This window comes from Chryseobacterium formosense (assembly GCF_900116415.1).
Lineage (GTDB): Bacteria > Bacteroidota > Bacteroidia > Flavobacteriales > Weeksellaceae > Chryseobacterium > Chryseobacterium formosense.
On sequence record NZ_FPAP01000001.1, the window covers coordinates 827130 to 849949 of the forward strand.

At 32.6% G+C, this 22820-nt stretch carries 25 protein-coding genes; 9 read left to right on the plus strand and 16 right to left on the minus strand.

The features are described 5' to 3' along the window. Window positions 1-41: 41 nt before the first annotated feature. A complete protein-coding gene (locus BM371_RS03865) occupies window positions 42-413 on the plus strand; it encodes an RNA recognition motif domain-containing protein (protein ID WP_034676057.1) in 372 nt (123 codons plus the stop codon). A 91-nt stretch (window positions 414-504) separates the two neighbouring features. Here the strand turns inward: BM371_RS03865 and BM371_RS03870 are convergent, their stop codons facing one another. Together BM371_RS03870 and BM371_RS03875 are read right to left on the minus strand one after the other, a co-directional pair. Beyond that, window positions 505-978 carry a BlaI/MecI/CopY family transcriptional regulator gene (locus BM371_RS03870; RefSeq protein ID WP_034676059.1) on the minus strand — a complete coding sequence of 158 codons (474 nt, stop codon included), beginning with the start codon at window positions 976-978 and terminating at the stop codon, window positions 505-507. Between the two features lie 40 nt (window positions 979-1018). Beyond that, the gene (locus BM371_RS03875) at window positions 1019-1666 is read right to left on the minus strand and encodes a phosphatase PAP2 family protein (protein ID WP_051882760.1); all 648 of its coding nucleotides are present in this window, start codon (window positions 1664-1666) and stop codon (window positions 1019-1021) included. A 126-nt stretch (window positions 1667-1792) separates the two neighbouring features. Here BM371_RS03875 and pdhA point away from each other — a divergent pair, with 126 nt between their 5' ends. The 3 genes from pdhA (at window position 1793) to BM371_RS03890 (ending at window position 5705) form a co-directional block, all read left to right on the plus strand. Next, window positions 1793-2794 (plus strand): pyruvate dehydrogenase (acetyl-transferring) E1 component subunit alpha, encoded by a 1002-nt coding sequence (gene pdhA, locus BM371_RS03880; protein ID WP_034676062.1) that lies wholly within the window; start codon window positions 1793-1795, stop codon window positions 2792-2794. 89 nt (window positions 2795-2883) lie between these two features. After that, window positions 2884-4491 carry a pyruvate dehydrogenase complex dihydrolipoamide acetyltransferase gene (locus BM371_RS03885; protein WP_034676065.1) on the plus strand — a complete coding sequence of 536 codons (1608 nt, stop codon included), beginning with the start codon at window positions 2884-2886 and terminating at the stop codon, window positions 4489-4491. Between the two features lie 368 nt (window positions 4492-4859). Continuing rightward, entirely contained in the window at window positions 4860-5705 is an 846-nt protein-coding gene (locus tag BM371_RS03890; RefSeq protein ID WP_034676068.1) for a GLPGLI family protein, read from the plus strand. Window positions 5706-5755: 50 nt separating this feature from the next. Here the strand turns inward: BM371_RS03890 and BM371_RS03895 are convergent, their stop codons facing one another. Further along, on the minus strand, window positions 5756-6097 hold the full coding sequence (locus tag BM371_RS03895; RefSeq protein ID WP_034676071.1) for a hypothetical protein: 342 nt from the start codon (window positions 6095-6097) through the stop codon (window positions 5756-5758). A gap of 231 nt (window positions 6098-6328) precedes the next feature. Here BM371_RS03895 and BM371_RS03900 point away from each other — a divergent pair, with 231 nt between their 5' ends. Beyond that, on the plus strand, window positions 6329-8035 hold the full coding sequence (locus tag BM371_RS03900) for a helix-turn-helix domain-containing protein (RefSeq protein ID WP_051882762.1): 1707 nt from the start codon (window positions 6329-6331) through the stop codon (window positions 8033-8035). A gap of 575 nt (window positions 8036-8610) precedes the next feature. Here the strand turns inward: BM371_RS03900 and BM371_RS20335 are convergent. Continuing rightward, on the minus strand, window positions 8611-8781 hold the full coding sequence (locus BM371_RS20335) for a lmo0937 family membrane protein (RefSeq protein WP_034676074.1): 171 nt from the start codon (window positions 8779-8781) through the stop codon (window positions 8611-8613). 129 nt (window positions 8782-8910) lie between these two features. After that, complete coding sequence (locus tag BM371_RS03905) at window positions 8911-9681, minus strand: 4-hydroxy-tetrahydrodipicolinate reductase (RefSeq protein ID WP_034676077.1); 771 nt, start codon at window positions 9679-9681, stop codon at window positions 8911-8913. Between the two features lie 640 nt (window positions 9682-10321). On the opposite strand from BM371_RS03905, the gene BM371_RS03910 reads away from it, so the two are divergent. The 3 genes from BM371_RS03910 (at window position 10322) to BM371_RS03920 (ending at window position 11838) form a co-directional block, all read left to right on the plus strand. Continuing rightward, window positions 10322-10915: a hypothetical protein gene (locus tag BM371_RS03910; RefSeq protein WP_034676081.1), complete on the plus strand. Its 594-nt coding sequence runs from the start codon at window positions 10322-10324 to the stop codon at window positions 10913-10915. A gap of 107 nt (window positions 10916-11022) precedes the next feature. Further along, window positions 11023-11280 carry a SemiSWEET transporter gene (locus BM371_RS03915; RefSeq protein ID WP_034676083.1) on the plus strand — a complete coding sequence of 86 codons (258 nt, stop codon included), beginning with the start codon at window positions 11023-11025 and terminating at the stop codon, window positions 11278-11280. 234 nt (window positions 11281-11514) lie between these two features. Further along, on the plus strand, window positions 11515-11838 hold the full coding sequence (locus BM371_RS03920; protein WP_034676084.1) for a hypothetical protein: 324 nt from the start codon (window positions 11515-11517) through the stop codon (window positions 11836-11838). 4 nt (window positions 11839-11842) lie between these two features. Here BM371_RS03920 and BM371_RS03925 read toward each other — a convergent pair whose 3' ends face one another. Then, entirely contained in the window at window positions 11843-12280 is a 438-nt protein-coding gene (locus BM371_RS03925; RefSeq protein WP_034676085.1) for a hypothetical protein, read from the minus strand. A gap of 134 nt (window positions 12281-12414) precedes the next feature. Here BM371_RS03925 and BM371_RS03930 point away from each other — a divergent pair, with 134 nt between their 5' ends. After that, window positions 12415-13122, plus strand: a complete 708-nt coding sequence (locus tag BM371_RS03930; protein ID WP_034676087.1) for a DUF421 domain-containing protein — start codon at window positions 12415-12417, stop codon at window positions 13120-13122. Between the two features lie 70 nt (window positions 13123-13192). On the opposite strand, the gene BM371_RS03935 is transcribed toward BM371_RS03930, so the two are convergent. From BM371_RS03935 to BM371_RS03980, 10 genes are all read right to left on the minus strand, one after another. Beyond that, window positions 13193-13609, minus strand: coding sequence for a hypothetical protein (locus BM371_RS03935; RefSeq protein WP_051882764.1), 417 nt, complete (start codon window positions 13607-13609; stop codon window positions 13193-13195). A 143-nt stretch (window positions 13610-13752) separates the two neighbouring features. Continuing rightward, a complete protein-coding gene (locus BM371_RS03940; protein WP_034676089.1) occupies window positions 13753-15042 on the minus strand; it encodes a cryptochrome/photolyase family protein in 1290 nt (429 codons plus the stop codon). Next, complete coding sequence (locus tag BM371_RS03945; RefSeq protein WP_034676091.1) at window positions 15029-15721, minus strand: lycopene cyclase domain-containing protein; 693 nt, start codon at window positions 15719-15721, stop codon at window positions 15029-15031. The genes BM371_RS03940 and BM371_RS03945 overlap by 14 nt, the downstream gene beginning before the upstream one ends. Continuing rightward, on the minus strand, window positions 15722-16180 hold the full coding sequence (locus BM371_RS03950) for a sterol desaturase family protein (RefSeq protein ID WP_034676093.1): 459 nt from the start codon (window positions 16178-16180) through the stop codon (window positions 15722-15724). Between the two features lies 1 nt (window position 16181). Continuing rightward, window positions 16182-16643: an SRPBCC family protein gene (locus BM371_RS03955; RefSeq protein ID WP_034676096.1), complete on the minus strand. Its 462-nt coding sequence runs from the start codon at window positions 16641-16643 to the stop codon at window positions 16182-16184. Between the two features lie 15 nt (window positions 16644-16658). Next, window positions 16659-17495 carry a phytoene/squalene synthase family protein gene (locus tag BM371_RS03960; RefSeq protein WP_034676099.1) on the minus strand — a complete coding sequence of 279 codons (837 nt, stop codon included), beginning with the start codon at window positions 17493-17495 and terminating at the stop codon, window positions 16659-16661. 8 nt (window positions 17496-17503) lie between these two features. Next, window positions 17504-18967, minus strand: coding sequence for a phytoene desaturase family protein (locus BM371_RS03965; protein ID WP_177225340.1), 1464 nt, complete (start codon window positions 18965-18967; stop codon window positions 17504-17506). 2 nt (window positions 18968-18969) lie between these two features. Continuing rightward, window positions 18970-19638, minus strand: coding sequence for a MarR family winged helix-turn-helix transcriptional regulator (locus BM371_RS03970; RefSeq protein WP_034676102.1), 669 nt, complete (start codon window positions 19636-19638; stop codon window positions 18970-18972). Between the two features lie 149 nt (window positions 19639-19787). Beyond that, window positions 19788-21146, minus strand: a complete 1359-nt coding sequence (locus BM371_RS03975; RefSeq protein WP_034676106.1) for a T9SS type A sorting domain-containing protein — start codon at window positions 21144-21146, stop codon at window positions 19788-19790. 208 nt (window positions 21147-21354) lie between these two features. Then, window positions 21355-22776 carry a helix-turn-helix transcriptional regulator gene (locus BM371_RS03980; protein ID WP_034676108.1) on the minus strand — a complete coding sequence of 474 codons (1422 nt, stop codon included), beginning with the start codon at window positions 22774-22776 and terminating at the stop codon, window positions 21355-21357. Window positions 22777-22820: the final 44 nt, after the last annotated feature.

Here is a 22820-nt window from a genome sequence, read left to right on the forward strand (position 1 = left end):
TTATATACCAAACTTATATTAATTATTTAATTTTTTTTAAAATGAACATTTTTGTTTCAAACATCAATTACGCAACTAAAGAATATGAGTTGCACGACTTATTTGCAGAATTTGGCGATGTAGCATCAGCTAAAATTGTAACAGACAGAGAAACGGGCCGTTCTAGAGGTTTTGGTTTCATCGAAATGGGAGACGAAGAAGGACAACAAGCTGTTGAAGCACTTAACCAAAAAGAATTCAACGGTAAAATTCTTAACGTATCTGAGGCTAAGCCAAGAGAAGAAAAACCAAGAAGAAGTTTTGATAATAACAGAAGCGGTGGTGGAAGTTATGGTAACAACCGTGGTGGAAACGGTGGTGGTTACGGTAACAACAACCGTGGAGGAAATAACGGCGGTGGAAATCGTTGGTAAAAAAATGAAGCGGCTTTTAAGCCGCTTTTTTTATGTCTTTATTTTTGAAATTGATGAGCTCTGAAGATTTTAGATTTTATTTCTCTAAAAACTAATTCTCACTCTTTTTCTTCTTCTTTTTCTTATCCTTTCCTTTTTTATCTTTCTTAGGATTTAGAATTTCTTCAGCATATTCTAGCTTCGGTTCTTTAGTCTTCACAGGTTTCATCTCGATTTTCAGGTCGAAATAAGACTGAAGATCTTTTTGTGAGATTAAATTTTCATTAAACAAAAATTCCAAAATCTCTTTTCCTGAATTATTGAAAAACTGCTGTGAAAGTTCTTTCAGTAAAAACTTTTTGTATTCTTCAAAAGGCACAATGACAGAATATTTGAAAATTCTTCCTTCTTTTTCTGTAGATAAATAACCTTTCTCAACCAATATTTTTAAATAGGTTGATACGGTATTTTGATGGGGTTTCGGTTCCGGATGTTGTTCCATCACATCTTTTAAATAAAAGTTTTCCAGCTTCCAAAACAATTTCATTAGGTTTTCTTCGGCAGAAGTAAGATGATTTATTTTCATATTTGAATTTAAATTTTATAAATAAAAAGTAACGCATTTTTTACTTAATAGTAGTCTCCACAGGAATAACCTCAGTGGGTATATCGTTACGCTGATACTTATTGTTGCAATAAAGATAAATAAAAGATATTAAAAAAGCGATTCCGGCTCCCATAAATACCTCTTTTATGGTGTGTCTTTTTAAAATCACTCTCGTAATTCCCACTAAAATTGCAATTGCAAGCCAAACAAAACCTATTTTTATGTCAAAAGCAAAAAATAAAGCTGCCACAAAAACATTAAATGCTGTGTGCATCGAGCTTTTAATATATAAATTACTAAACTGCAAAGCGAATAGAAGAATCAGAATAAACAGCATTACAAAATCTATGAAACCGTGTTTGATATAATTAAATAGTAAATATGAAATAATACAGACCGCTATGAAAATATATAGTGTTTTCCTCTGAACTCTGTTGGAAACATCCATATTGGTATATCGTCCCGTTTTTACATTCCAGACAATCCAAATAATGATAGGAAGAATGGTGATCAAAAGAATCGGCAAAAAATGAGTAATTGCATCTTTTAAAGTATAATTCTGAATACTGAAATACACGAAATAAATAAACAGAGAAACTAATGGATTAAAAAAATCTGAGATAATTCTTGAGATAATATGCAGTAACGAGGTCTTTTTTTCTTCCATAAATTAGTTTGAAATGTAAATATAACATTATAAGTAAAAAAACTATTGCTGCGCATATAATAAAAACGAAGTTTTTTTTATATTTTTGCTCAACTATTTCATAATAAATAAGCAAGAAGCTCGCACATGAAAGAATTTTCTAAAGAGGTATACCTGAAGTGGTATGAAGATATGACAATGTGGAGAAGGTTTGAAGACAAATGCCGTTCTCTTTATCTAAAACAAAAAATCAGAGGTTTTTTACATTTGTACAACGGCCAGGAAGCTATTCCTGCTGGTTTTACGCATGCAATGGATTTAACAAAAGACAGTATGATTACTGCATACAGATGTCACATTCATCCAATGGCGATGGGGGTAGATCCTAAAAGAATCATGGCTGAACTTTGTGGTAAAGCGACAGGTACATCCGGAGGTATGGGTGGATCTATGCACATTTTCAGCAAAGAACACCGTTTCTACGGAGGTCATGGTATTGTTGGAGGACAAATTCCATTGGGAGCAGGTATTGCTTTCGCAGATAAATATTTTGACAGAAAAGCAGTAAATATTTGTTTCTTCGGAGACGGTGCTGCAAGACAAGGTTCTCTTCACGAAACTTTCAACATGGCAATGAACTGGAAGCTTCCTGTAATCTTTGTGGTTGAAAACAATCAGTACGCAATGGGAACTTCTGTAAAAAGAACAGCTAACCACGAAGATATTTACAAACTAGGTTTAGGCTACGAAATGCCTTGTCTTGCAGTAGATGCAATGGATCCTGAGAAAGTAGCTGAAGCTGCTTACGAAGCTATTGAAAGAGCAAGAAGAGGAGATGGACCTACTTTCATTGAAGCTAGAACTTACCGTTTTAGAGGTCACTCAATGTCTGATGCTGAACCGTACAGATCTAAAGAAGAGGTTTCAATTGCTAAAAACGATGATCCGATTGAATTGATCAAAGCAAGAATTTTGGCTAATAATTGGGCAACTGAAGAAGAATTGGAAGCTGCTGATAACAAATCGAGAGATTTCGTAGAAGAATGTATCGAGTTTATGGAAAATTCTCCATATCCGGATGCTGAAAAAGTTTACGAATACGTTTACGCTCAGGAAGATTATCCATTCTTAGATAAATTAGAAAACTAAAAAATAATAATTAATAATTAATTTGGCATTTGAATTTGAGTTTCCCTAATCTCAAATCTCGAATCTCAAATCTCAAATCAATATATATTATGGCAGAAGTGATTACAATGCCACGTCTTTCCGATACAATGACGGAAGGAAAAGTGGCTAAATGGCATAAAAAAGTAGGAGATAAGGTAAAAGAAGGAGATATTTTAGCCGAAATCGAAACTGATAAAGCAGTACAGGATTTTGAATCTGAAGTTGAAGGAACACTTTTATATGTTGGCGTTGAAGAAGGTTCAGCTGCTGCAGTAGATTTAGTTTTGGCGATTATCGGAAATGAAGGAGAAGATATTTCAGGATTAACAGGCGGAGCAGCTGCTCCGAGTGCTGCTTCTGAAGACAAAAAAGAAGAACCAAAAGCAGAATCAAATGATACTGCAGCTGAAGAAACTTCTGCGGAAGTTCCGGCTGGAGTAGAAGTGATTACAATGCCTCGTCTTTCTGATACAATGACGGAAGGTAAAGTTGCTAAATGGCATAAAAATGTTGGTGATACGGTAAAAGAAGGTGATCTTCTTGCTGAAATCGAAACCGACAAAGCTGTTCAGGACTTTGAATCTGAATTTAATGGAATTTTATTAAAGCAAGGTGTTGAAGAAGGCGGAGCTGCCCCTGTAGATACCGTTTTGGCAATTATCGGACCTGAAGGAACTGATGTTTCTGCGGTTGGTGCTCCAAAAGCTGCTGCTAAATCTTCTGACAAGCCCGCTGAACAAAAATCTGAAGCTAAAACAGAAGAGAAAGCGGCTCCGGCAGCAAATACTTCATCTTCAGACAGAGTTGCAATTTCTCCATTAGCTAAAAAAATGGCTCAGGATAAAGGCGTTGATATTAATTCTGTACAAGGTTCAGGAGAAAACGGAAGAATCGTTAAAAAAGATATTGAAAATTATCAGCCTTCTGCAAAACCAGCATCTTCAGCTCCGGCTGCAAGTTCTGCTGCTGCTCAGGTTGCATTAAGTTTCGTTCAGGGAGAAGATACAGAATCTCAGAATTCCCAGGTAAGAAATATTATCGCTAAACGTCTTTCTGAAAGTAAATTCTCTGCGCCTCACTATTATCTGATGGTTGAAATCAACATGGATAAGGCGATTGAGGCTAGAAAAGAAATCAATTCATTACCTGATACTAAAATTTCTTTCAATGATATGATTATTAAGGCGACTGCTGTTGCTTTGAGAAAACACCCGCAGGTAAATTCAAGCTGGGCAGGTGATAAAATCATTCATAGAGGAAACATTAATATCGGTGTAGCGGTTGCAATTCCTGACGGATTGGTTGTTCCTGTGCTTAAGAATACAGATCAGATGAACTATACTCAGATTTCTGCTGCTGTAAAAGATATGGCTGGAAGAGCTAAATCTAAAGGTCTTAAAGCAAACGAAATGGAAGGTTCTACATTCTCAATTTCAAACTTGGGTATGTTCGGAATTGAAACGTTCACAAGTATTATCAACCAACCAAACTCTGCAATCCTTTCTGTAGGTGCAATTATCGAGAAACCAATCGTTAAGAACGGACAAATCGTAGTTGGAAATATCATGAAGCTTTCATTAGCTTGTGACCACAGAGTGGTAGACGGAGCGACTGGAGCTCAGTTCTTACAAACTTTAAAAACGTATTTAGAAAGTCCTTTAACATTATTACTGTAACTTTTTGAAATATAAATAATTAAAGCCTCTCACTTCGAGAGGTTTTTTGTGTTATTATGATCATAAAATCAAAAATTATTCAATAGAAAACTTTAAATATTGCCCGATTCGGTAAAAAGATATATTTTAGTAAAAAAATCTAAATGAAGAGAAATATAAAAGGCTTACCTTGATGATCGGGCTGATCCTAATAAAGGAATAAGAAATCTTTTAGCCAACGGCGGAACGGTTGAGTTCAAAGATGCTTCAGGCAATGTACAAGACTCCAATAAGATGATGAAAGATATAGAAAAAAGAAAAAAAGAAGCATATCTTAAGAACAACAATATCCTTGAATTAGATCTCATAAAATAACTAAACCTTTTTGAATGAAAACCTTTAATACAATATTTGCTCTCATTATAACAACAGTTTTGTGGGGACAAAATCAACGTTTTGTATACGAATATAGATTCATAAGTGATTCTACCCAAAAAAATGAAGTGACTTCAGAAATAATGTTACTTGATATTGCAAAGAAAGGCTCAAAGTTTTACAGCCATAAAAAAAGCATTGCAGATTCTATACATCAGGATAGAATAAAAAAGCAGACAAGGGATTTTACAGGAATAGATTATGGGCAGGTATCGTTTGTAGTTGAAAAATCATATCCGGAATACAATGTCACTTTTTACAATAATCTTGATATGAATAAATATAAAGTTTCTGATAACAGGAAATTGGAGTGGAGGATTTTGTCCGAAAAAGAAAAAATCGGGGAATTCAGTACCCAGAAAGCTGTTTGTCATTTTGCAGCCAGGGTCTGGACAGCATGGTTTACTCCGAACATCCCGATTCAGGATGGACCGTATAAGTTTAATGGTTTACCAGGAATAATTATTAAACTGGAGGATAAAACAAAAAGCCATTCATTTGTTTTAAAAGAAGTTAAAAAACTAAGACCTGATCAGGAATGGGTAAGTGATTCTGAAAAGAAGGTATTTGGAAATATTATTTCGATTGACCAGGAGAAGTATAAAAAACAGTTTATTGATAGCAGAGAAAATCCTACGAAAGGTATGCGACAAATGATGTCTGGAAGCACGAAAATGATAATTGTAGATGAAAGCGGAAAACAGCTGGATATTGAAAAGATTATGAGGGAGCGGGAGAGAAATGCAAAGGCAGATAATGCAAAAAATAATAATCTTCTTGAGCTTGATCTGCTTAAATGAAAATATAAAACCTGTTGACATTTGTCAACAGGTTTTTCTTATTTTATTGATTATCTTGCTCTCCAGTGTGTACCGTTTTTTGGTGGATCCTGAGGTTGGGTATCATCAATTATTGTACTCCCGGAAGAATTTGAATCTAATGCACCTCCAATAAAACTTTTCGGAGTAATGATTTTTATAGTATCCTCAGCGGTTGTTTTCCAATGAGTACCATTTTTTGGAGGATCATTATTTTCAAATCCAGATCCAGTAGAATCTTTAGCATTCATCTGATTTTCATCCTCGTGTAAAGAAACCTGCTCCTCTTGATCGAAAGTTTCTTCACCCTGCCTACAGGCAATACTTGCAAGCCCAATTAACATTAAGCTGAAGGTTGTTAATTTTAATTTCATTTTATTCTAGGATTAATGATTTTAATTTATTTCTTAATTTAGATTCTCGAAATTACTCAAAAACATATATACGATGCAAATATATGCAGGTTTGATTTATAAATTTTTACACTCATATGATTACGATTTTTTACTAGCTTTTAATTTAATTTAATAAACTCCTTACTGCAAAATAGCTTATCATAAATACTTTTTGTGTATTTTTGAATAAAATTTATCGGGAAATATCTGATGATAAAAAGAATTTTTACCATTTTAGGCTGTCTGTTTGCGGCTATACTATATTCACAGGATTTTTATTCAAATCTCAGAGAAAAATATTGGGTATATGAAGAAAATGATCCTCGAGCTTTTGTGTATATTAATCAATATATAAAAAGAGCAAAATCCGAAAAAAATTATTCTGAATTATTTCAGGCATACAAAGACGGAATATTATATTCGGAAAACAAAAAAATAGCATATGCAGATAGTGCAATTGTGGCAGCCAAAAATTCAGAGAATAATGATCTTATAGGTGACGGATATTTAAGTAAAGGAGCAATTTATTATTTTAATCAGCGCAAATTTCAGTTCGCTTTAGAAGAATATTTAAAAGCTTATGAATATTTAAAGGATTCAAAAAACGAATTTTTAAAATATCAGAATATTTACCATATCGGAGTTGTTAAAAGTTATTTGGGCTATCATGATGAAGCATTGAAAATTTTTGAGGAATGCATAGCTTTTTTCGAAACAAAAATTGATGGTGATATACACGATAACACAGTTTTTAATAATACAAAAGGATATTTAAACTCTTTACATCAGGCAATTATTTGTTATCAGGCGCTCGGTAAGAACCAAGAGGCGAAAAAAATGCTGGATGAAGCTGCCAAAAAAATTCCTCAAACAAAAGATTTTTATTTAGAAAAAAGTTATTTTCAAAAAAGCTTAGGAGTTTCTGAGTTCAAGAATAAAAATTATACGCAGGCCATTAAATATTTTGATCAAGCATTGCCTGAACTTCTAAAAGTAAATGATTTCAGCTGGGCTTCTTATATTTATTTTTATAAAGGTAAAAGTTATGAAATCCTTGGTAATCAAGATCTTGAAGTTGATAATTATAAGAAAGTAGATTCTATATTTAATAAAAACAAATTCATTCTTCCTGAATTGCGAAGTAATTATGAAGAGCTTATTGAATATTTTAAAAAAAATGGCAACCATCAAGAAGAATTATATTATACCAATCAGCTTTTAAAAGTTGATAGCGTTATCGCTTCAGATTTCAAGCATCTTTCTACCAGAATTTATAAAGAGTATGATACGAAGATGCTCATGGAAACAAAGGAAAATCTGGAAAAAACCAATTCTTACAGTAAATTGCTTTTGTTTATTTGCCTTGCTATAATTGCTGCTTTGGGGGTGATTATGTATTACAGAATAAGAAAGCAGAAGAATATTCAGAAAAACTATGATGATCTTTTGATTAAGCTTGAAGAAGCAAGTAATCAACCAGAAGTTGTTCCCACACCTATAAAAGAAGTTACAGATACTGCAGACAAAAATATCAAATTTGATAGCAGTATTGTAGAAAAGCTTTTAAACGATATTCAGGTGTTTGAAAATAATCAGGGTTATCTGGAGCAAGGTCTTACCCTTAAGAAGCTTGCAGAACAATTTAAAACCAATACATCTTACCTTTCGCAAGTAATTAATGAATATAAAGGCAGTAATTTCAATTCTTATATTAACGCTTTAAGGATCAATTATGCAACGCAAAAAATCTATCAGGATAAAGAATGGAGAAAATATTCTATAGAACATATTGCATCAGCTGCAGGTTTTAGCAACAGACAGAGCTTTTCTAATATATTTCTTGAGCAAAACGGAATCAGACCTGCTGATTTTATTAAAAAGAGAATGAAGGAACTGGAAGATCAGAATAATTCTTAAGTTTAAAAATAACATTTATAATTCAAAATAAAAACCGAACCTTCAATGAAGGTTCGGTTTTCTTATTAATAGAATGTGAATGTTTGGTGTATATTTTAATTTCTTATTTCAGTTTCATAATCTTCTTCAGAAATTGTAGAGAACAGGGTTCCTCTCCCTAGATTGTCAGAACCCTGATTGTTCTTCTACATGAAAACTGAATGATGAAAAGTTATATATATGAATGATATGGTGTCTTGTTTTATCTGTAACAAATATAGAATCATAAAACTTCATTAACAAGTTATTGCAGGTGGTATTTATAAATATTTACGTAATAATTTATGAAAAATAACTGTGTTTTTACCTTTCAAAGTGTTGATTTCTAGATGTTTTTACTTTTTGTGAGAATTATTGAAAATAAAATTCTAAATTCATTTCAAATGTTGTCCAAATCTATTTTCCAACTAAAATTTCTCCAAATTAATTAGAAATAAAGAATGGATGACCAGAAATAATTAGAGATATCTTTAAAAATTACAATAAAAAAGCTGAATAATCAATCATTCAGCTTTTGTATTTTTAAAATTTTTTAACTAATCTAAAGGCCGTCTTCCTGAAATAATATTGTAAAGAACTACAATAATAGCAATAACCAGTAAAACATGAATCAGATAACTTGTACTGATTCCCGGGATCACGTTCAGCATTCCTAAAAGCCAAACAACAATGCAGATCACTGCAACTAACCATAATACACTTTTCATAATAATATTTTTTTAAGGTTTATGTAATATTATTAGCATATTGTGTGCCTTTTCTGTTTTTCAGGTGAAAAAATTAAAGATTAAACATGATGAGCCACATCTTCATCTCTAATATTTTATAATCCGGGTTTATGAAAGCATCATTTTAGAATCATTAAAAAAGAAAGGCTTCAGAATATCTTCAAAATTATAAAGACCATTTGATCGGTTTTTTAAATTTCGTGCAACAAAAAGAGCACCGCTTCCAAACGCTTCCCGCGAAATCGATTCATGTACAAGGCGAACTGTTTGATAAGGAAAGCCAAAAATCACTTCATGCTTACCTACAATTCCGCCTGCTCTCACCGAGTTGATACTTGTTTCTTCAATATCGAGTGTTTCAGCAATTTTTATCGCTGTGCCGGAAATTCCTGCTTTAGCCTTAAAATGTTCTTCAACGACTTCTATGTCGACATCAGGAGCAATATTTTTCAGAAGACTGGCTGCAAATAAAAGATAGTTAACTCCGAGAGTAATGTTGGGCGACCAAAAAACCGTATTTTTTTGTGATAATTCCTGAAGAAATTTTTTTTCTTGGTTTCCGTAATGTGAGATTGCCGAAATTATTTTAATATTCCTTTCAGATGCTGCTTTGCCATATAAATAAATACTTTCAGTGGTAGAAAAATCTATAATTATATCTACAGGTCGATCATCAAATAGCTGAGTTATTTCAATGTTTTGTAATGAGAAAATTTCGGCAGCATCAGAAGATTCTACTTCTAAAAAATTTTTTGCCGAAAGATTTTCCATATTTGTGCTGTTTCTCAAAATCCATTCCAGTGTAAAATCGGGACTTTGCAGTATTACATTTGCTACAGCCTTTCCTGCTTTTCCAAATCCAATTAAACCTATTTTCATATAATAAAATTTTGTAGTGTTTGTAATTTTAGAATAGGTAAGATAAGGAATTATTTTTGAAACCTTTGCGAATGAAAGTATATGCTTGAAAATGAGATAGTTGAGTTACTATAAAAATTAAACCCCCCGTAAACGGAGGGTTTAATAAAAACACAAATGATGAAAAAAAAATTTTCACTCCAAATATAGGCAAATTTTTGGAACCACATTGCCTTTTTTCAGAGATATTAATTATTTTTTTTAAAGTTATATGATCTGTCCTCTAAATCAAATAAATAGCTTTAGAAAAAATGCAATCGATTTCACAATTTATAATAATCTTAAATAAACAATCTATTGTATACTTAATAAATTTTTTTCATATTTCTTTATTATTTTCTCTTTATGGCATAATGATTTAAATCATTCTATGTCAAATGTATTGATAATCAATGTTAATAATAGGTTATTATTTGTTACATATATTTTATTTGTTAATATATTTTCATTTAAATGTGACTTACATTAAATTTGTGTGAAATGATAAAAAATGATGATTAAAAAATATTATTCTTTTCATCCTTTAGGAGAGAATATGTTCATCAACCATGATGAATATTGATGTTTTAAAATCACTTAAAAGCAAAATATTAATTAACTAATGAAGCCGAAGAAAGTTCCCGGAATTCCATCGCAGGTAAGAGGTGGTTTTCAAGACACAGAAAGTATAAAAAGATTTAGCAGTTCTGAAGAAGTAGATTTTAAATTCGATATTCTTAAAGACCGATTTTTTGAAATCAACAGCTGGAATAATTATAGCCAAGGATGTATTTCAAAATTTGAATTATGTGACAATGCAGGAGAATCTGTAAGCAGATCACCCAAGATTGGTGATTATATCAAGATCTTGCTTACTAAAATAAATAATCCTGAAATTGAAGATTACCATTGGGTTCAGATTGATATGATTGATAAGAGCAATCCAAATCGCATAATGTTGCAGTGCAGACCGTCTAAATTACCGGGTAATGAGTTTGCGGGAAAAACAATTCATTTTCATTCTGCAGCATCTACATCTACTTTTGTGATTTCTAAAGGAAATGATTACATCAAAATGGCAATTTATGAAAGAAATCAGCAGCCCAACAAAAATACAAGCTTTGCCAATAGCATTAAGAATATAGTAAGCTCTGTAATCGGGACATCCAAAATCCAATGGAAATCTCTTGCAGACGGACTCATTAATATAAATTAATACCACATCTTCAAGGTTTTTGATTAAAAAGCATACAATTTGTATATCTCTTTTAAAGATAATCAGCGTAATCTTTTTATGCTGATTTTTTATTTAAAAAAATATCTATGAATACTGAAATTTTAGGATTAATTGCAGGTGGACTTACATCTATTGCTTCAATGCCACAGCTTATCAAAGTAATCAAAAATAAAAACGTTGAAGATCTTTCTTGGCTTATGCTTTTGATCCTGGTCACCGGACTTTCACTTTGGGTATGGTACGGAATACAACAAGATGAGTTACCAATTATCCTTTCAAATTCCTTTGCCGTTATTGTGAATCTTGCGTTGTTGGTTTGTTACTTTATTTATAAAGATAAATGAAAATGTAAATTATGATAATGATTAAATTTATGACTTCGATCATAACGTAAGAAGAATAAACTTCTTAGTTTTGGTTGTATAGATAAGTATCAATCCAGATTAGTCATATCTATGTTTTTAACTCAAGTTTAGGACTGTCATCTTCGGATGTCAGTCTTTTTTATTCATAAACTTAGATACCACAAACCTTATTATTGGCAACACTTTTGTTTTAACTGAAACAAAATATTACTTATGAAAAATGCAATAAAAGTGGCTTTAGGAATTGTTGCCGGAGGAAGTCTGGTTTATTTGGCCAAAAAGATTAAGCAAAGAAAAGAAAAAGAAAATCTTTTTACAGCACCAGACGGAAACACTTACAAAGAAAATCAAACCTACAGAACTGCCGACGGTGAAGTTTTCAAGAATGGAAAAAAAGTTCATATTCAGGTTCCGACAGATTCAGGAAATCATCAAAATAGAGTAGATCCGGGTTTTAATAATCAGCATTTAAATGAAAAAGCAAACCTGCCAAAACCGGAAGTTGCTTATCATCAGAGAGGTGACAGACACAGATAAAAATTTAGCAATCATTTGCATTGTAATTGGCTTTTTCCAATTCGTCTTCCATTTTATCAATCTCAGCTTTGGTCGGTTTCAATTTTTTTAAACTGACCTTAAGCTGTTTTTTCCCATCCGGAGAAATCCACAATCCCTGAAGACCATCGTTATCCCTTTTTAGTAACATAATTCCGGTATTATAATGCTCTACAAAAGTATATTGCTGTGCTTTTTCAGAAAAAGTAGTATCCAGAAGAATCCAGTTTCCGGCTTTATTGTCGGTGTATTTGTAAATTCCTGAAGCAACTACCTTTGGGCAGCCTGTTTCTTCTATTTTCAAATAAAAAGAAATATTTATTTTTCCGTCGATGGTACCTAGATATTTTTCCTGTGCAATAATTTGTTGCGCATTGATCGATAGTGACAAAAACAACATAAACAGCGTTGTAATTATTTTCATTTTGTAGTTTTAATTTAATGCTGAAAATTAATGAATTTTATTTATTCTTTGTTAATCATTAATTGCGATGTTTTATCATCATGAATTTTTTTCGACTGGCTTGTTTTTTGAAGCTTTCTGTTTAAAATTTCATTATGCTTCTATCAGCTTTTTTAAGTTTCAGTTGGAAAGAGTTATTTCTCGGAACTGAAGACTGGGCTTTTCTTCTGGAAATTGTTCTAAGAACAATCATTATGTTCCTCACCATTATTATCGGACTTCGTGCTTTGGGAAAAAGGGGAGTGAAGCAGCTTTCGATTTTTGAGCTGGTTGTAATTATAGGTTTAGGATCTGCAGCAGGAGACCCGATGTTTTATAAAGAAGTCGGGATTGTTTCTTCCATAATCGTTTTTATTGTCATCATTATTTTATATTCTACCATTACCAAGCTCATCGGAAGATTTAAAAAAATTGAAAACCTATTGGAAGGAAAAGCAATGTGCCTTATCGAAAATGGTATTTTTGCTATTGATAACTTTAAAAAAGAAAATCTCGGAAGCGACGAATTTTTTGCAGAATTAAGGTTAAAAGGTGTTTCACATTTGGGGCAGATAGAATTTGCCATTGAAGAAGTTTCCGGTGATATCAGTGTGTTCTTTTTTGAAGATGAAAAAGTAAAATATGGTCTTCCGATTATGTTGCATTCTTTGGATAATTCGGTGAGAAATATTGAAGAGCCAGGTCATTACTCATGTACTTTTTGTGGATATACAGAAGAAAAAACTTCTGGAAATGCAGGAAGTTGTAAGAATTGCGGAAAGCATAACTGGGTGGAAGCAAGTAACAGACTTAGAATTACCTAAAAAAATCCCCGGCTTTTCAGTCGGGGAAAAATTTGAAGTATATAATTTTTAATGGTTTCAGAAGTTCAGCCTAAACTGCTGCTTTATGAAACGATGGCTTAAAAAAAGCCGTGGTCTCTTTACCAAACAAGCATGAAAAAATATTTTGAAATTCATGTATGTATTTACACTTGATCGTGTTTCCGTAAATTTTCAGACCTTCTACAATCTTTTTAGAATTTAGATCAATATCATATTTGATAAATGATTCCGGTCTTTCATAACGTATTTGGTGATCCGAAGCATAAGTTCTCATGAAACCGAATTTTTCCAGCCAATCTCCTGTAATCTGAATAGGATTGATTTTTTCTGCCGGTAAAGAAATTGTCTGACTGTCATTCTCGATTTTCACAAAATAATCGTTGTTTTTTTGGAAAATCTCCGTAATCGTAAAAATCTCGTTTCTGTACTCGACAAGATTTTTAATTTTTAGATCTGTAACTTTCATTTTATTTTGATGTGGTGTTAATAATGTTTGCTAAAGACTATGGTTACAAATACTATGCCTCACATCATTGATGTGGTATGTAAATGCTTTTAATTTAGAATAATTCTGTAATTAATTCAAAACAGACCGTTTTTTTAATTATTTTAATCTTTAACAGCTTTTTTATAAACCTTGAGCGCTCTGTTTCTTGCAAAACTATGCTCTACGACAGATGTAATGTCAGCATAATTCTTCGGCAACCATTTTTTGATATATTTCCCATCATTATCAAATTTTTTAGTCTGCTCACTCGGATTAAAAATTCTGAAATAAGGAGCGGCATCGCAACCGCAACCTGCAGCCCATTGCCAGTTTCCGTTGTTGGATGAAAGTTCATAATCTAAAAGTTTTTCTGCAAAATAAGCTTCGCCCCACCTCCAGTCAATCAGAAGATGTTTGGTAAGAAAACTTGCAGTAATCATTCGAACGCGATTATGCATAAATCCGGTTTCGTTAAGCTGTCGCATTCCTGCATCAACGATAGGATAACCGGTTTTTCCTTCGCACCACAGCTTAAATTCATCCTCATTGTTTCGCCAATTGATTTTTTCATATTTTTCTTTAAAACAATGCTTCACTACTTTAGGAAAATGATAAAGAATCTGCATGAAAAATTCTCTCCAGATCAACTCGTTCAGCCAAATTTCATTGTGCTCTGAAGCATATTTTACACATTTTCGGATTGAAATCGTCCCAAAACGTAAGGCAATTCCTAATCTTGTTGTTTGATCCAAAGCCGGAAAATCTCTGTTTTTGTCGTATGATTCTATTATTTTTTTATCAAAAACCGGCCCTTCGAAAACCATATCTGTTTTTTTGAAACCAATTTCTTTGAGGGTGTGAATTTTTTTAGATTTAAATGAATGAAAATTCTGAAAATTTGTTTGGATTGAATGAATTTCAGTCTGATGAAATTTCTCTTTCCATTTTTTTGAATAAGGAGTATAAACAGTGTATGGCGAACCATCGTTTTTTACAATTTCATCTTTTTCGAAAATGACCTGATCTTTATAATCTTCAAAATGGATGTCATTTTTTTTGAGAAAATCCGCAATTTCTTGGTCTCTTTTAATAGCTTGAGGTTCGTAATCACGATTACAGAAAACGGTTTCTACATCAAATTCTTTTATTATTTCTTTAAAAATTTCAAATGGTTTTCCGTAATAGGTTTTGATTCCGGAATTGTGATTTTTTAATTCTTCATGAATTTCTGCCAAAACCTGATGGATATAATCAACTCTTCGGTCGGATTTATTTTCAAGCTGATCTAAAATTTCTGTATCAAATATAAAAACCGGAATTACTTTTTGTTCTGATTGTAAAGCCTCATTCAGTCCCGTATTGTCATTCAGTCTCAAGTCTCTGCGAAACCAGAATATATTAATTTTGCTCATGTCTTTTAAATTTATGAAAAAAGAAAAGATTCCAGAGGATCATTTCGTAACCGTAAACCGTATCTTCGATAGGAATGGTTAAAATCCGGAAGCCAATAACATCTTTCGGGTTATAATTCACAATCGGAGATTCGAGTCCTGTTCCTGTAAGAATTCCGTTAACGGCTAAAAAGCCGGGCATGAGAACAAGATAAATAAATGATGCTTTGCCAATCCATTTTACTTTTAAAACAAAATAAAGCAGAACTAAGCTAATAGCTGTTGTCAAAAAAGTAACAAATGAGTAAATTTTATCTTTAAAAATTAAGGCTAAAACAAAACAGGCAATTACTGAAATGATGATAAAAACTTTTTCAATAGATGGTTTCCAATCAAGCTTAAAAAATTTATCTAAACAGAAATACGTGAAAACACAGGAAAAAGGAATGCAGATGAAAAACAGCAATTCTTCGATCGGAAGACCAATGTAACGGACTCCGATCAAATATTTATCATTAAACCACCAAACTCCATTGGCGGTAAACCAAATATCCCAGGCAATAAAAAATACAGCGACAATAACCGATGCCAATAAAAATGCTTTGAAATGTTTGTTGAATTTAATTTTCGGATGAAAAGAAAATATAAAACAGATGATGATCGTAAAAAAATTAATTGCCAAATAAGTGTATTGCCACATCTATGTTTTATTTTTATTAAAGTACATTCTGAAGTATTTCACAGGAACCCAAAGAAAACCAAAACATTCGCCATGTTCTTTCCCGGTATGTTTATGATGCTGTTTGTGACCTCTCCGGATTGCCAGCAAATAAGGGTTTTTTGTATCTCTCAAAATCTTGAAACGCTGATGAATAAAGATGTCGTGCACAAAGAAATAAGCCATTCCGTACAAGGTAATTCCTATTGCGATGTAGAAATATGCATTAAAATTATTAATGGTTCCGTAATACATCAAAGCAATCGTCGGAATTGCAAAAATGGCGAAAAAATAATCGTTCCGCTCCATTTTTCCGTCATTGCTGTGGTCGTGGTGATCGCGGTGGAGCGTCCACAAAAAGCCGTGCATAACATATTTATGAATAAGCCATGTCATTCCTTCCATCACGAAAAATGTAACTAAGACAATTAAAAAATTCATGTTACTTTTTATTAAAAGTTTTTTCTAAAATTTGAAAACGATAATCAAAAATGTCTTCCAGCTTTTTTTTCACTATCAATTTGTGGGCAATTTCTCCCAGAAATCCAAAAGGAAGTTCATAATTCACATTATCAACCATTAAAACCCCATTTTCATTCGGAACAAAAAAATGACGATGATGCCACATTTTGAAAGGACCTTTGTTTTGAAAATCGGTAAACATTTTTTTTGATTCAACTTCAGTAATGACGGTCTGCCATTTCAGTTTTACACCAAAAAGCGGAGAAACATAGTAATCGATGACCATTCCTTCATAAATTTCGTCTTCATTAAGCTTTGTTAAGACGGTGAAATTCATGTCTTCAGGTGTTATTTCTGAAAGATTATTAGCCGATGAGAAAAATTTCCATGCAGTTTCTATATCGCAGTTGAGCTGCTGTTGACGCTGAAGTTGGTGTATCATTTTTTAAGTTTAAATTTAAAGGAATGACATTTTATATTGTACATAACTGCTCATCATAAGAGAAAATTTCTTGCCATTTGATATTCTTATCCTCTGATTTATGATTTTATTTGCAGAAGTTTTCTTTATTTTTCTGAAAAGCGAAATATAATAACGGTAAGCAAGATAAACTCCGAATCTTGATGAATTGGGAAGTTTCCTGATTCCTTCCAAAGCTTCTTGAAACTCATCATGAATTTCCTGCTCGATCTGCGCTTTTACCACATTATCAAAATAAGAAATATCTACATTCGGGAAATATGTTCTCCCTAAAATCTGATAATCATCTTTCATATCCCGCAGGAAATTAACTTTCTGAAAAGCAGATCCAAGTTTCATCGCAGATGGTTTCAGGTGTGCATAAATCTCTTTATTTCCGTCAACAAAAATCTGAAGGCACATTAATCCTACAACTTCTGCAGAACCGAGAATGTATTCTTTGTAAAGATCAGAATCATAATCGATCTTCTGCAAATCCATTTCCATGCTATTGAGGAATTGATGGATTAATTTTACATCAATCTCATATTTATGAATAGTCTCCTGAAAAGCCTGTAGAATAGGGTTTAAAGAAATCCTCTCTTCCAATGCCTGAGTGGTTTGTTCCCGAAATCTTGACAATAATATTGTGCGGTCGAAACCATGAAAGCTGTCTACAATTTCATCAGCAAGTCTTACATAACCGTAGATGGCGTAAATCGCATTTCTGATCTTCGGAGAAAGTGCCAAAATTCCCAAAGAAAAACTCGTGCTGTATTGTTTTGTGGTCTGTTTACTGATCTTATAGGAAAGTTCGTCGAAAAGTTTTTTCATATTTTGGATTATTTGGTGGCTTCGTTTGCAGCTATTTTTCCTGAAATAATTGAGGGTGGAACTCCCGGTCCCGGAACCGTGAGCTGTCCTGTGTAAAAAAGATTTTTCACTTTCTTATTTCTCAATGAAGGTTTTAAAACTGCAGTCTGGTTTAGTGTATTTGCCAAACCGTATGCATTTCCTTCATACGCATTATAATCTTTTTTAAAATCATTAATGCAATAGCTTTTTTTATACTCTATTTTTGATAAAAGATCTGATGACTTGGTGTGTTTTTCAAGTCTTTGTATCATTTCAAGGAAATATTTTTCCCGTGTTTCTTCATTATCTTCAATTCCGGTTGCAACGGGCATTAAAAGAAATATGTTTTCGCAGTTTTCAGGAGCTACATTTTCATCGGTTTTAGAAGGGCAACAAGCATAAAATAAAGGTTTTGTCGGCCATTTTTTATGTTCGTAGATCTCTGAGGTATGCAAATCAAGATCATTTTCAAAAAACAATGTGTGATGTTTCAGATTCGGGATTTTTTCTTTAAATCCTAAATAATAAATCAGACAGGAAGGTGCAAAAGTTTTCTTTTCCCAATATTCTTCACTGTAATTTTTGTATTCTTTCTGAATTAAATTTTCGGTATGATGATAATCTGAGGACGCAATTATCGTGTCGAATTCAATTTCTGTTCCGTTAACAACAATTGAATTTGCTTTACCTTTTATAATTTTAATTTCATCAACATTTGAATTCAGATGAAATTGTACGCCTTGTTCCTTGGCAATTTCAGACATTGCTTCGATAACTTTATAAAAACCGCCGTTTGGATACCAGGTTCCTAATTTGTAGCCTCCATAGTTCATCAGGCTATATAAAGCAGGAATGTCTTTCGGAGCGGCACCGAGAAAAATTACCGGAAATTCCATCAGCATAATCAGTTTCGGATCTGAAAAATATTTTCTTACAAATCGATGAAAATTTGATAGAAGATCGAGTTTTAAAGCACTTTTGGCAATCTTTGGAGAAACGAATTCAAACCATGAATGACAAGGTTTTGTAACAAAATCTTTCATGCCTACTTCATATTTATACTGTGCATCATGCATGAATTCGTCTAATTTTTTTGCGGCCCCCTTTTCAACGCTTTCAAATAAATTTCTCATTTCTGAATAATCTTGAGGGAGCGCCATATTTCCGTCAGAAAAAACCATTTCAAACTGAGGATTCAGGGGAATCAGTTCATAATAATCTGACGTTTTTTTATTAAAATCTTTAAAAAAATCTTCGATAATATCCGGCATCCAATACCAGCTTGGACCCATGTCGAAAACATAACCATTATCAGTTTTAAATTGTCTGGCTCTGCCGCCTAAACTGCTGTTTTTTTCGAAAACATGAACCTCATGACCATTTTTCGAACTATAAGCCGCAGCAGATAATCCTGAAAATCCTGAACCGATAATTGCTATTTTTTTAATCATAATTAATTATTATTCGAAAAGTTCTCGTTAAAAACGGTCTCAACTAATTTTAGACTGTCAATATTTCTGCCAAAAATGGGATTATGAAAATGATCGAGTTTATTCAGAAGCTCAATCAGATCATATTTTTCTTCTTCTGTAAGATTTCCACAGACAATTTTGGTTGCCATTCTGATGTTTTCCATTTGTTTTTCTAGCGCATCATTACCTTTCTCTGTAATGCTGATAACCTTGGTTCTTTTATCTTTTTTCGAATCTGTTTGTTTTACCCAGTCGTTTTTTATCAAGCGATTAATGATAAGAATTCCGACAGGTTTATCCTGAATATTTTTTTTAATAAGTTCGGTTTTCGTCATTTCACCGAAAGCTTTCAGATTGATGAGATAGATAAATTCTTCCTGAGTAGAGAAATCTGAACCGGCGATGGCAGATTTAGAATATGTTTTTGCGTACCTGCTCATGTGAACGAGTAGGGTACTGATAACGCTTTCGGGACTTCTTCCATTTTGTTTACCTTCCCAAATAATATTTTTTGGTGAGGGTTTCTTATTTTGCTGATGCTGTATCCAATTTTTAAATCCTTCAATATCAGATGAATATCGGGAATTATTGTTCTCAGAATCGAATTGTTCCAGCAATTGAATCACATCTTTTGCCAAATTATAATTCATATCAAATGATTTATTAGTAAACAAATATACTTAATTTATTTTTATTAAGTATATTTATATACTAATTATTTAGACTAAAAAATAAGACTTTGAAAAATCAAAGCCTTACTTTCCTAATTCAATTACTATGTACGATTTACTCCATATATCTAGTTTTTAATTACTTTTTTAATTATTTGCTGCCCGTCTTCTGAATTTATTTTTACAAAATAAACTCCTTTTGGAAATGATGAAAGATTAATTTGCTGACTGTTGAATTTTGCATTTAAAAGCTGCCCCACAGTATTGGTAATTTCCAGTGATTTTATTGTAGAATTGCCTTTAACATTGATCATTCCGTTGGTTGGATTCGGATAAATACTGAAATCATTTTTCTTCACATCATTTACTGATAATGAGTTCAGTGAAAATCTTTTCACTTTAATTCCGTTTTGAGAATAGGTAAGAACTAAACTGTTTGTTGTTGCATCATACTGCAGATCATTATAAGTTGCAGCATCATCAGAAACAAAATCTCCACCTACTGTTACCCATGTATTCGTCGTAGAATTGTATTCATACACTGTATTTTTCCCGCTGTTTATCGCCCATCCGCTTGCTACGGTGTAAAGTTTTCCTGATGGAGTAACGGCGATCGAAACATTATACAAATTGTCTGAGATACCAAAATCAGCATTTCCAACCTGAACCCAATTCGTTCCATTGAATTTTTTAACATTAAGTCTCCTGTTATTTGAAGAGGGTGAAGAATACACAACATACAATGTATTATCAGAACCTATTGCGATGTCTGTTGTAGCGTTTGCTCCTTCTGTAAATGATGATCCTACGTTTGCTCCTCCAACCAAAGTCCATGCCTCTGTTGCAGAAGCATTCTGGCTGTTTTCATATACTTTTATTCCGGATGAGTTATGGAGAACATATACTTTACCATTTGTACCCGTCACCATTTCAGCATAATAAGGAACTCCACCTGCAATATTTGCGGTACCAACCTGCTCCCAAGCTCCGTTTACAAACTTTTTTACAGTTCCTGAACCATAAGATCCGTAAGTAAACAAAATATTAGAAGATGAAACGGCTGAAGCCTGATAATTTGTTGTAGCAGACGAAGCACTCGGTAGAGAAGACCACGTCGAGCCCTCAAATTTTCGAACTTCTAAACCAGATCCCTGATTGGTGTAGTATAAGATATTTCCGGCAGGATTTATCGCCAATGAACTGTATGTTGCTGAACCGATTGTAATTCCTGCATTTCCTCCAACGTACGACCAGCTTGTTCCGTTAAACTTCTGTACTGATGCTTTTGTTACAGATAAATCATAATAAGAAACATAATAATTACCCTGTGTATCAATAACCAAATTATTGAAGCTTCCTGTTCCTGCAGAAATATTTGCAGAAGAACCAACATTTTCCCATTGCTGAGCATTTGCAGAAATTACATTCGCAAAGACACCTAAAGCTATTAGAGCTTTTCCGAAATTAAGAGTAGAAATTTTAACCATAAAAAATATTTGTTGAAGAAATTAATCTAACGATTTATCAGTTTTTGACATCCGTTTTCAGTCAACAAATATATTATGTGGTATTTTATTTGAGAAGTAATTTTGTGAAATGTTTATTAAATCACATACTCATTAGATACTTTTTTGAAATAAGTTCAAAAATATGTGATAATTATTATATTAAATATAATTTTTAAAAGATGGTTTTTTAGATCTGGTCAATCCAATGATAGATGTCAACATTTTGGGGAATGTCGAGTTTTTTTCTAATTCGGTATTTCTTATTCTGAACAGTTCTGGTTTCAATAAAGCTGATTTTAGCAATTTCTTTCGTTGTTAATTTTAATTTAAGAAGTGCGCAAAATTCAATCTCAGATTGTTGCAGTTCTGAATTTTTTTCTAAAAGACGAGCCGAAAAATCAGGATAAACTTTCTCGAATGCAAACATAAAAGCCGGATCTCTTTTTTCAAGAAGTTCTATCAGATCATGATAAGTTTCGCTTAGATTGATTTCGGGTCTGGTTTCATTTTCACTTTCGATGAGAGGTTTTTTACTTTTTCTCTTTGTTATAAAAAATGCGATTCCGATCGATGCAAAAACAGGAATAATCCAATACCAAAATGCATTTTGGGCTTTTTCCTGTTCTTTTTTATCTTTATTGATAACCTCCTGTAAAGAATTGTATTTGCTTTTCAGGGCTTTCAATTCGTGCTGTTCGATCTTATTTTTATAGAAATCTGAGCTGTCTTTGATGTTGAGAATGTCATAAATTTCTTTCAGCGAATGGTAAATCTGATTGGCATTGAGTTCCATGCCAGTTTTTTTGCTGATGTAAAGTGCTTTGTGAAAGTTTTTTAATGAACTCTCATAATTTTTCTTCTCCTTATAAACTTTCCCTATGACCGAATAATTGTCGACCATTGCTTTCTCGTCAATTACCTCTTTGGGTTTTATTAAAATAGATTTTTTTGCATAATGATAAGCCGAATCAGCATTAAACTGGCTGTAAATATTGGCAAGATTGGCGTAGTTCAGGTACTGAAAATTGTCTCTTTCAAATTTATTTTTCAGCTGTTTTCCACTTTGGATCTGTTCATAAATTTTTTTTGCGGCTTCTTTTGGCTGATTTTTATCTAAATAAATATTGGCAAAACTGCTCAGAACATTCGCTTTTGCATAGAAAATCTTCTCACTTTCAGGATCACCTTTTTGTAAGATCTTGTAGGCTGAATTCAGATTTGAAATTGCCTTGTCAGGAAATTTATTGATGGAATAGATCTCGGCAATATAAATATGCGACATGGCTTCAAAATAAATGTCATTAAATTTGTTAGCTTTTTTCTGAAGGTTTTCACTGGTAATAATCAGGCTGTCCATCATATTTTTACTATAAAAATAGCGGCATTTTCTGTCGAGAAGTTTCATTTCAGAAATCGAATCTTTCAGAATAACAGACTGATTCATGAGTCCGTTCAGTTCCTGGTAAGCCTTATCAATATTTGTTTTGTATAGTTTAGAATTGTTGGTAATCTTAGCTTTCAGTTCTTTGGCGGTCAGTTTTTGCTGAGAGGGTGCTAAAAAACTAAAAAATAGACTGAGTAAAAAGAGTATTTTTCTAAACTCAAACATTATAAAGCAATAGTTGTTTATGAAATTGAAAACGTAAATTTAAT

Excerpts from the sequence above, each read along its gene's own strand:
- BM371_RS03955 (WP_034676096.1), bottom strand. The coding sequence starts at position 16,643 with ATGATACACCAACTTCAGCGTCAACAGCAGCTCAACTGCGATATAGAA.
- BM371_RS03980 (WP_034676108.1), bottom strand. The coding sequence starts at position 22,776 with ATGTTTGAGTTTAGAAAAATACTCTTTTTACTCAGTCTATTTTTTAGT.
- BM371_RS03965 (WP_177225340.1), bottom strand. The coding sequence starts at position 18,967 with ATGATTAAAAAAATAGCAATTATCGGTTCAGGATTTTCAGGATTATCT.
- BM371_RS20335 (WP_034676074.1), bottom strand. The coding sequence starts at position 8,781 with ATGAAAAGTGTATTATGGTTAGTTGCAGTGATCTGCATTGTTGTTTGG.
- BM371_RS03910 (WP_034676081.1), top strand. The coding sequence starts at position 10,322 with ATGAAGCCGAAGAAAGTTCCCGGAATTCCATCGCAGGTAAGAGGTGGT.
- BM371_RS03970 (WP_034676102.1), bottom strand. The coding sequence starts at position 19,638 with ATGAATTATAATTTGGCAAAAGATGTGATTCAATTGCTGGAACAATTC.
- BM371_RS03900 (WP_051882762.1), top strand. The coding sequence starts at position 6,329 with ATGATAAAAAGAATTTTTACCATTTTAGGCTGTCTGTTTGCGGCTATA.
- BM371_RS03925 (WP_034676085.1), bottom strand. The coding sequence starts at position 12,280 with ATGAAAATAATTACAACGCTGTTTATGTTGTTTTTGTCACTATCGATC.
- BM371_RS03915 (WP_034676083.1), top strand. The coding sequence starts at position 11,023 with ATGAATACTGAAATTTTAGGATTAATTGCAGGTGGACTTACATCTATT.
- BM371_RS03885 (WP_034676065.1), top strand. The coding sequence starts at position 2,884 with ATGGCAGAAGTGATTACAATGCCACGTCTTTCCGATACAATGACGGAA.
- BM371_RS03890 (WP_034676068.1), top strand. The coding sequence starts at position 4,860 with ATGAAAACCTTTAATACAATATTTGCTCTCATTATAACAACAGTTTTG.
- BM371_RS03935 (WP_051882764.1), bottom strand. The coding sequence starts at position 13,609 with ATGAAAGTTACAGATCTAAAAATTAAAAATCTTGTCGAGTACAGAAAC.
- BM371_RS03930 (WP_034676087.1), top strand. The coding sequence starts at position 12,415 with ATGCTTCTATCAGCTTTTTTAAGTTTCAGTTGGAAAGAGTTATTTCTC.
- BM371_RS03865 (WP_034676057.1), top strand. The coding sequence starts at position 42 with ATGAACATTTTTGTTTCAAACATCAATTACGCAACTAAAGAATATGAG.
- BM371_RS03905 (WP_034676077.1), bottom strand. The coding sequence starts at position 9,681 with ATGAAAATAGGTTTAATTGGATTTGGAAAAGCAGGAAAGGCTGTAGCA.
- BM371_RS03875 (WP_051882760.1), bottom strand. The coding sequence starts at position 1,666 with ATGGAAGAAAAAAAGACCTCGTTACTGCATATTATCTCAAGAATTATC.
- BM371_RS03920 (WP_034676084.1), top strand. The coding sequence starts at position 11,515 with ATGAAAAATGCAATAAAAGTGGCTTTAGGAATTGTTGCCGGAGGAAGT.
- BM371_RS03960 (WP_034676099.1), bottom strand. The coding sequence starts at position 17,495 with ATGAAAAAACTTTTCGACGAACTTTCCTATAAGATCAGTAAACAGACC.
- BM371_RS03950 (WP_034676093.1), bottom strand. The coding sequence starts at position 16,180 with ATGAATTTTTTAATTGTCTTAGTTACATTTTTCGTGATGGAAGGAATG.
- BM371_RS03945 (WP_034676091.1), bottom strand. The coding sequence starts at position 15,721 with ATGTGGCAATACACTTATTTGGCAATTAATTTTTTTACGATCATCATC.
- BM371_RS03975 (WP_034676106.1), bottom strand. The coding sequence starts at position 21,146 with ATGGTTAAAATTTCTACTCTTAATTTCGGAAAAGCTCTAATAGCTTTA.
- BM371_RS03940 (WP_034676089.1), bottom strand. The coding sequence starts at position 15,042 with ATGAGCAAAATTAATATATTCTGGTTTCGCAGAGACTTGAGACTGAAT.
- pdhA (WP_034676062.1), top strand. The coding sequence starts at position 1,793 with ATGAAAGAATTTTCTAAAGAGGTATACCTGAAGTGGTATGAAGATATG.
- BM371_RS03870 (WP_034676059.1), bottom strand. The coding sequence starts at position 978 with ATGAAAATAAATCATCTTACTTCTGCCGAAGAAAACCTAATGAAATTG.
- BM371_RS03895 (WP_034676071.1), bottom strand. The coding sequence starts at position 6,097 with ATGAAATTAAAATTAACAACCTTCAGCTTAATGTTAATTGGGCTTGCA.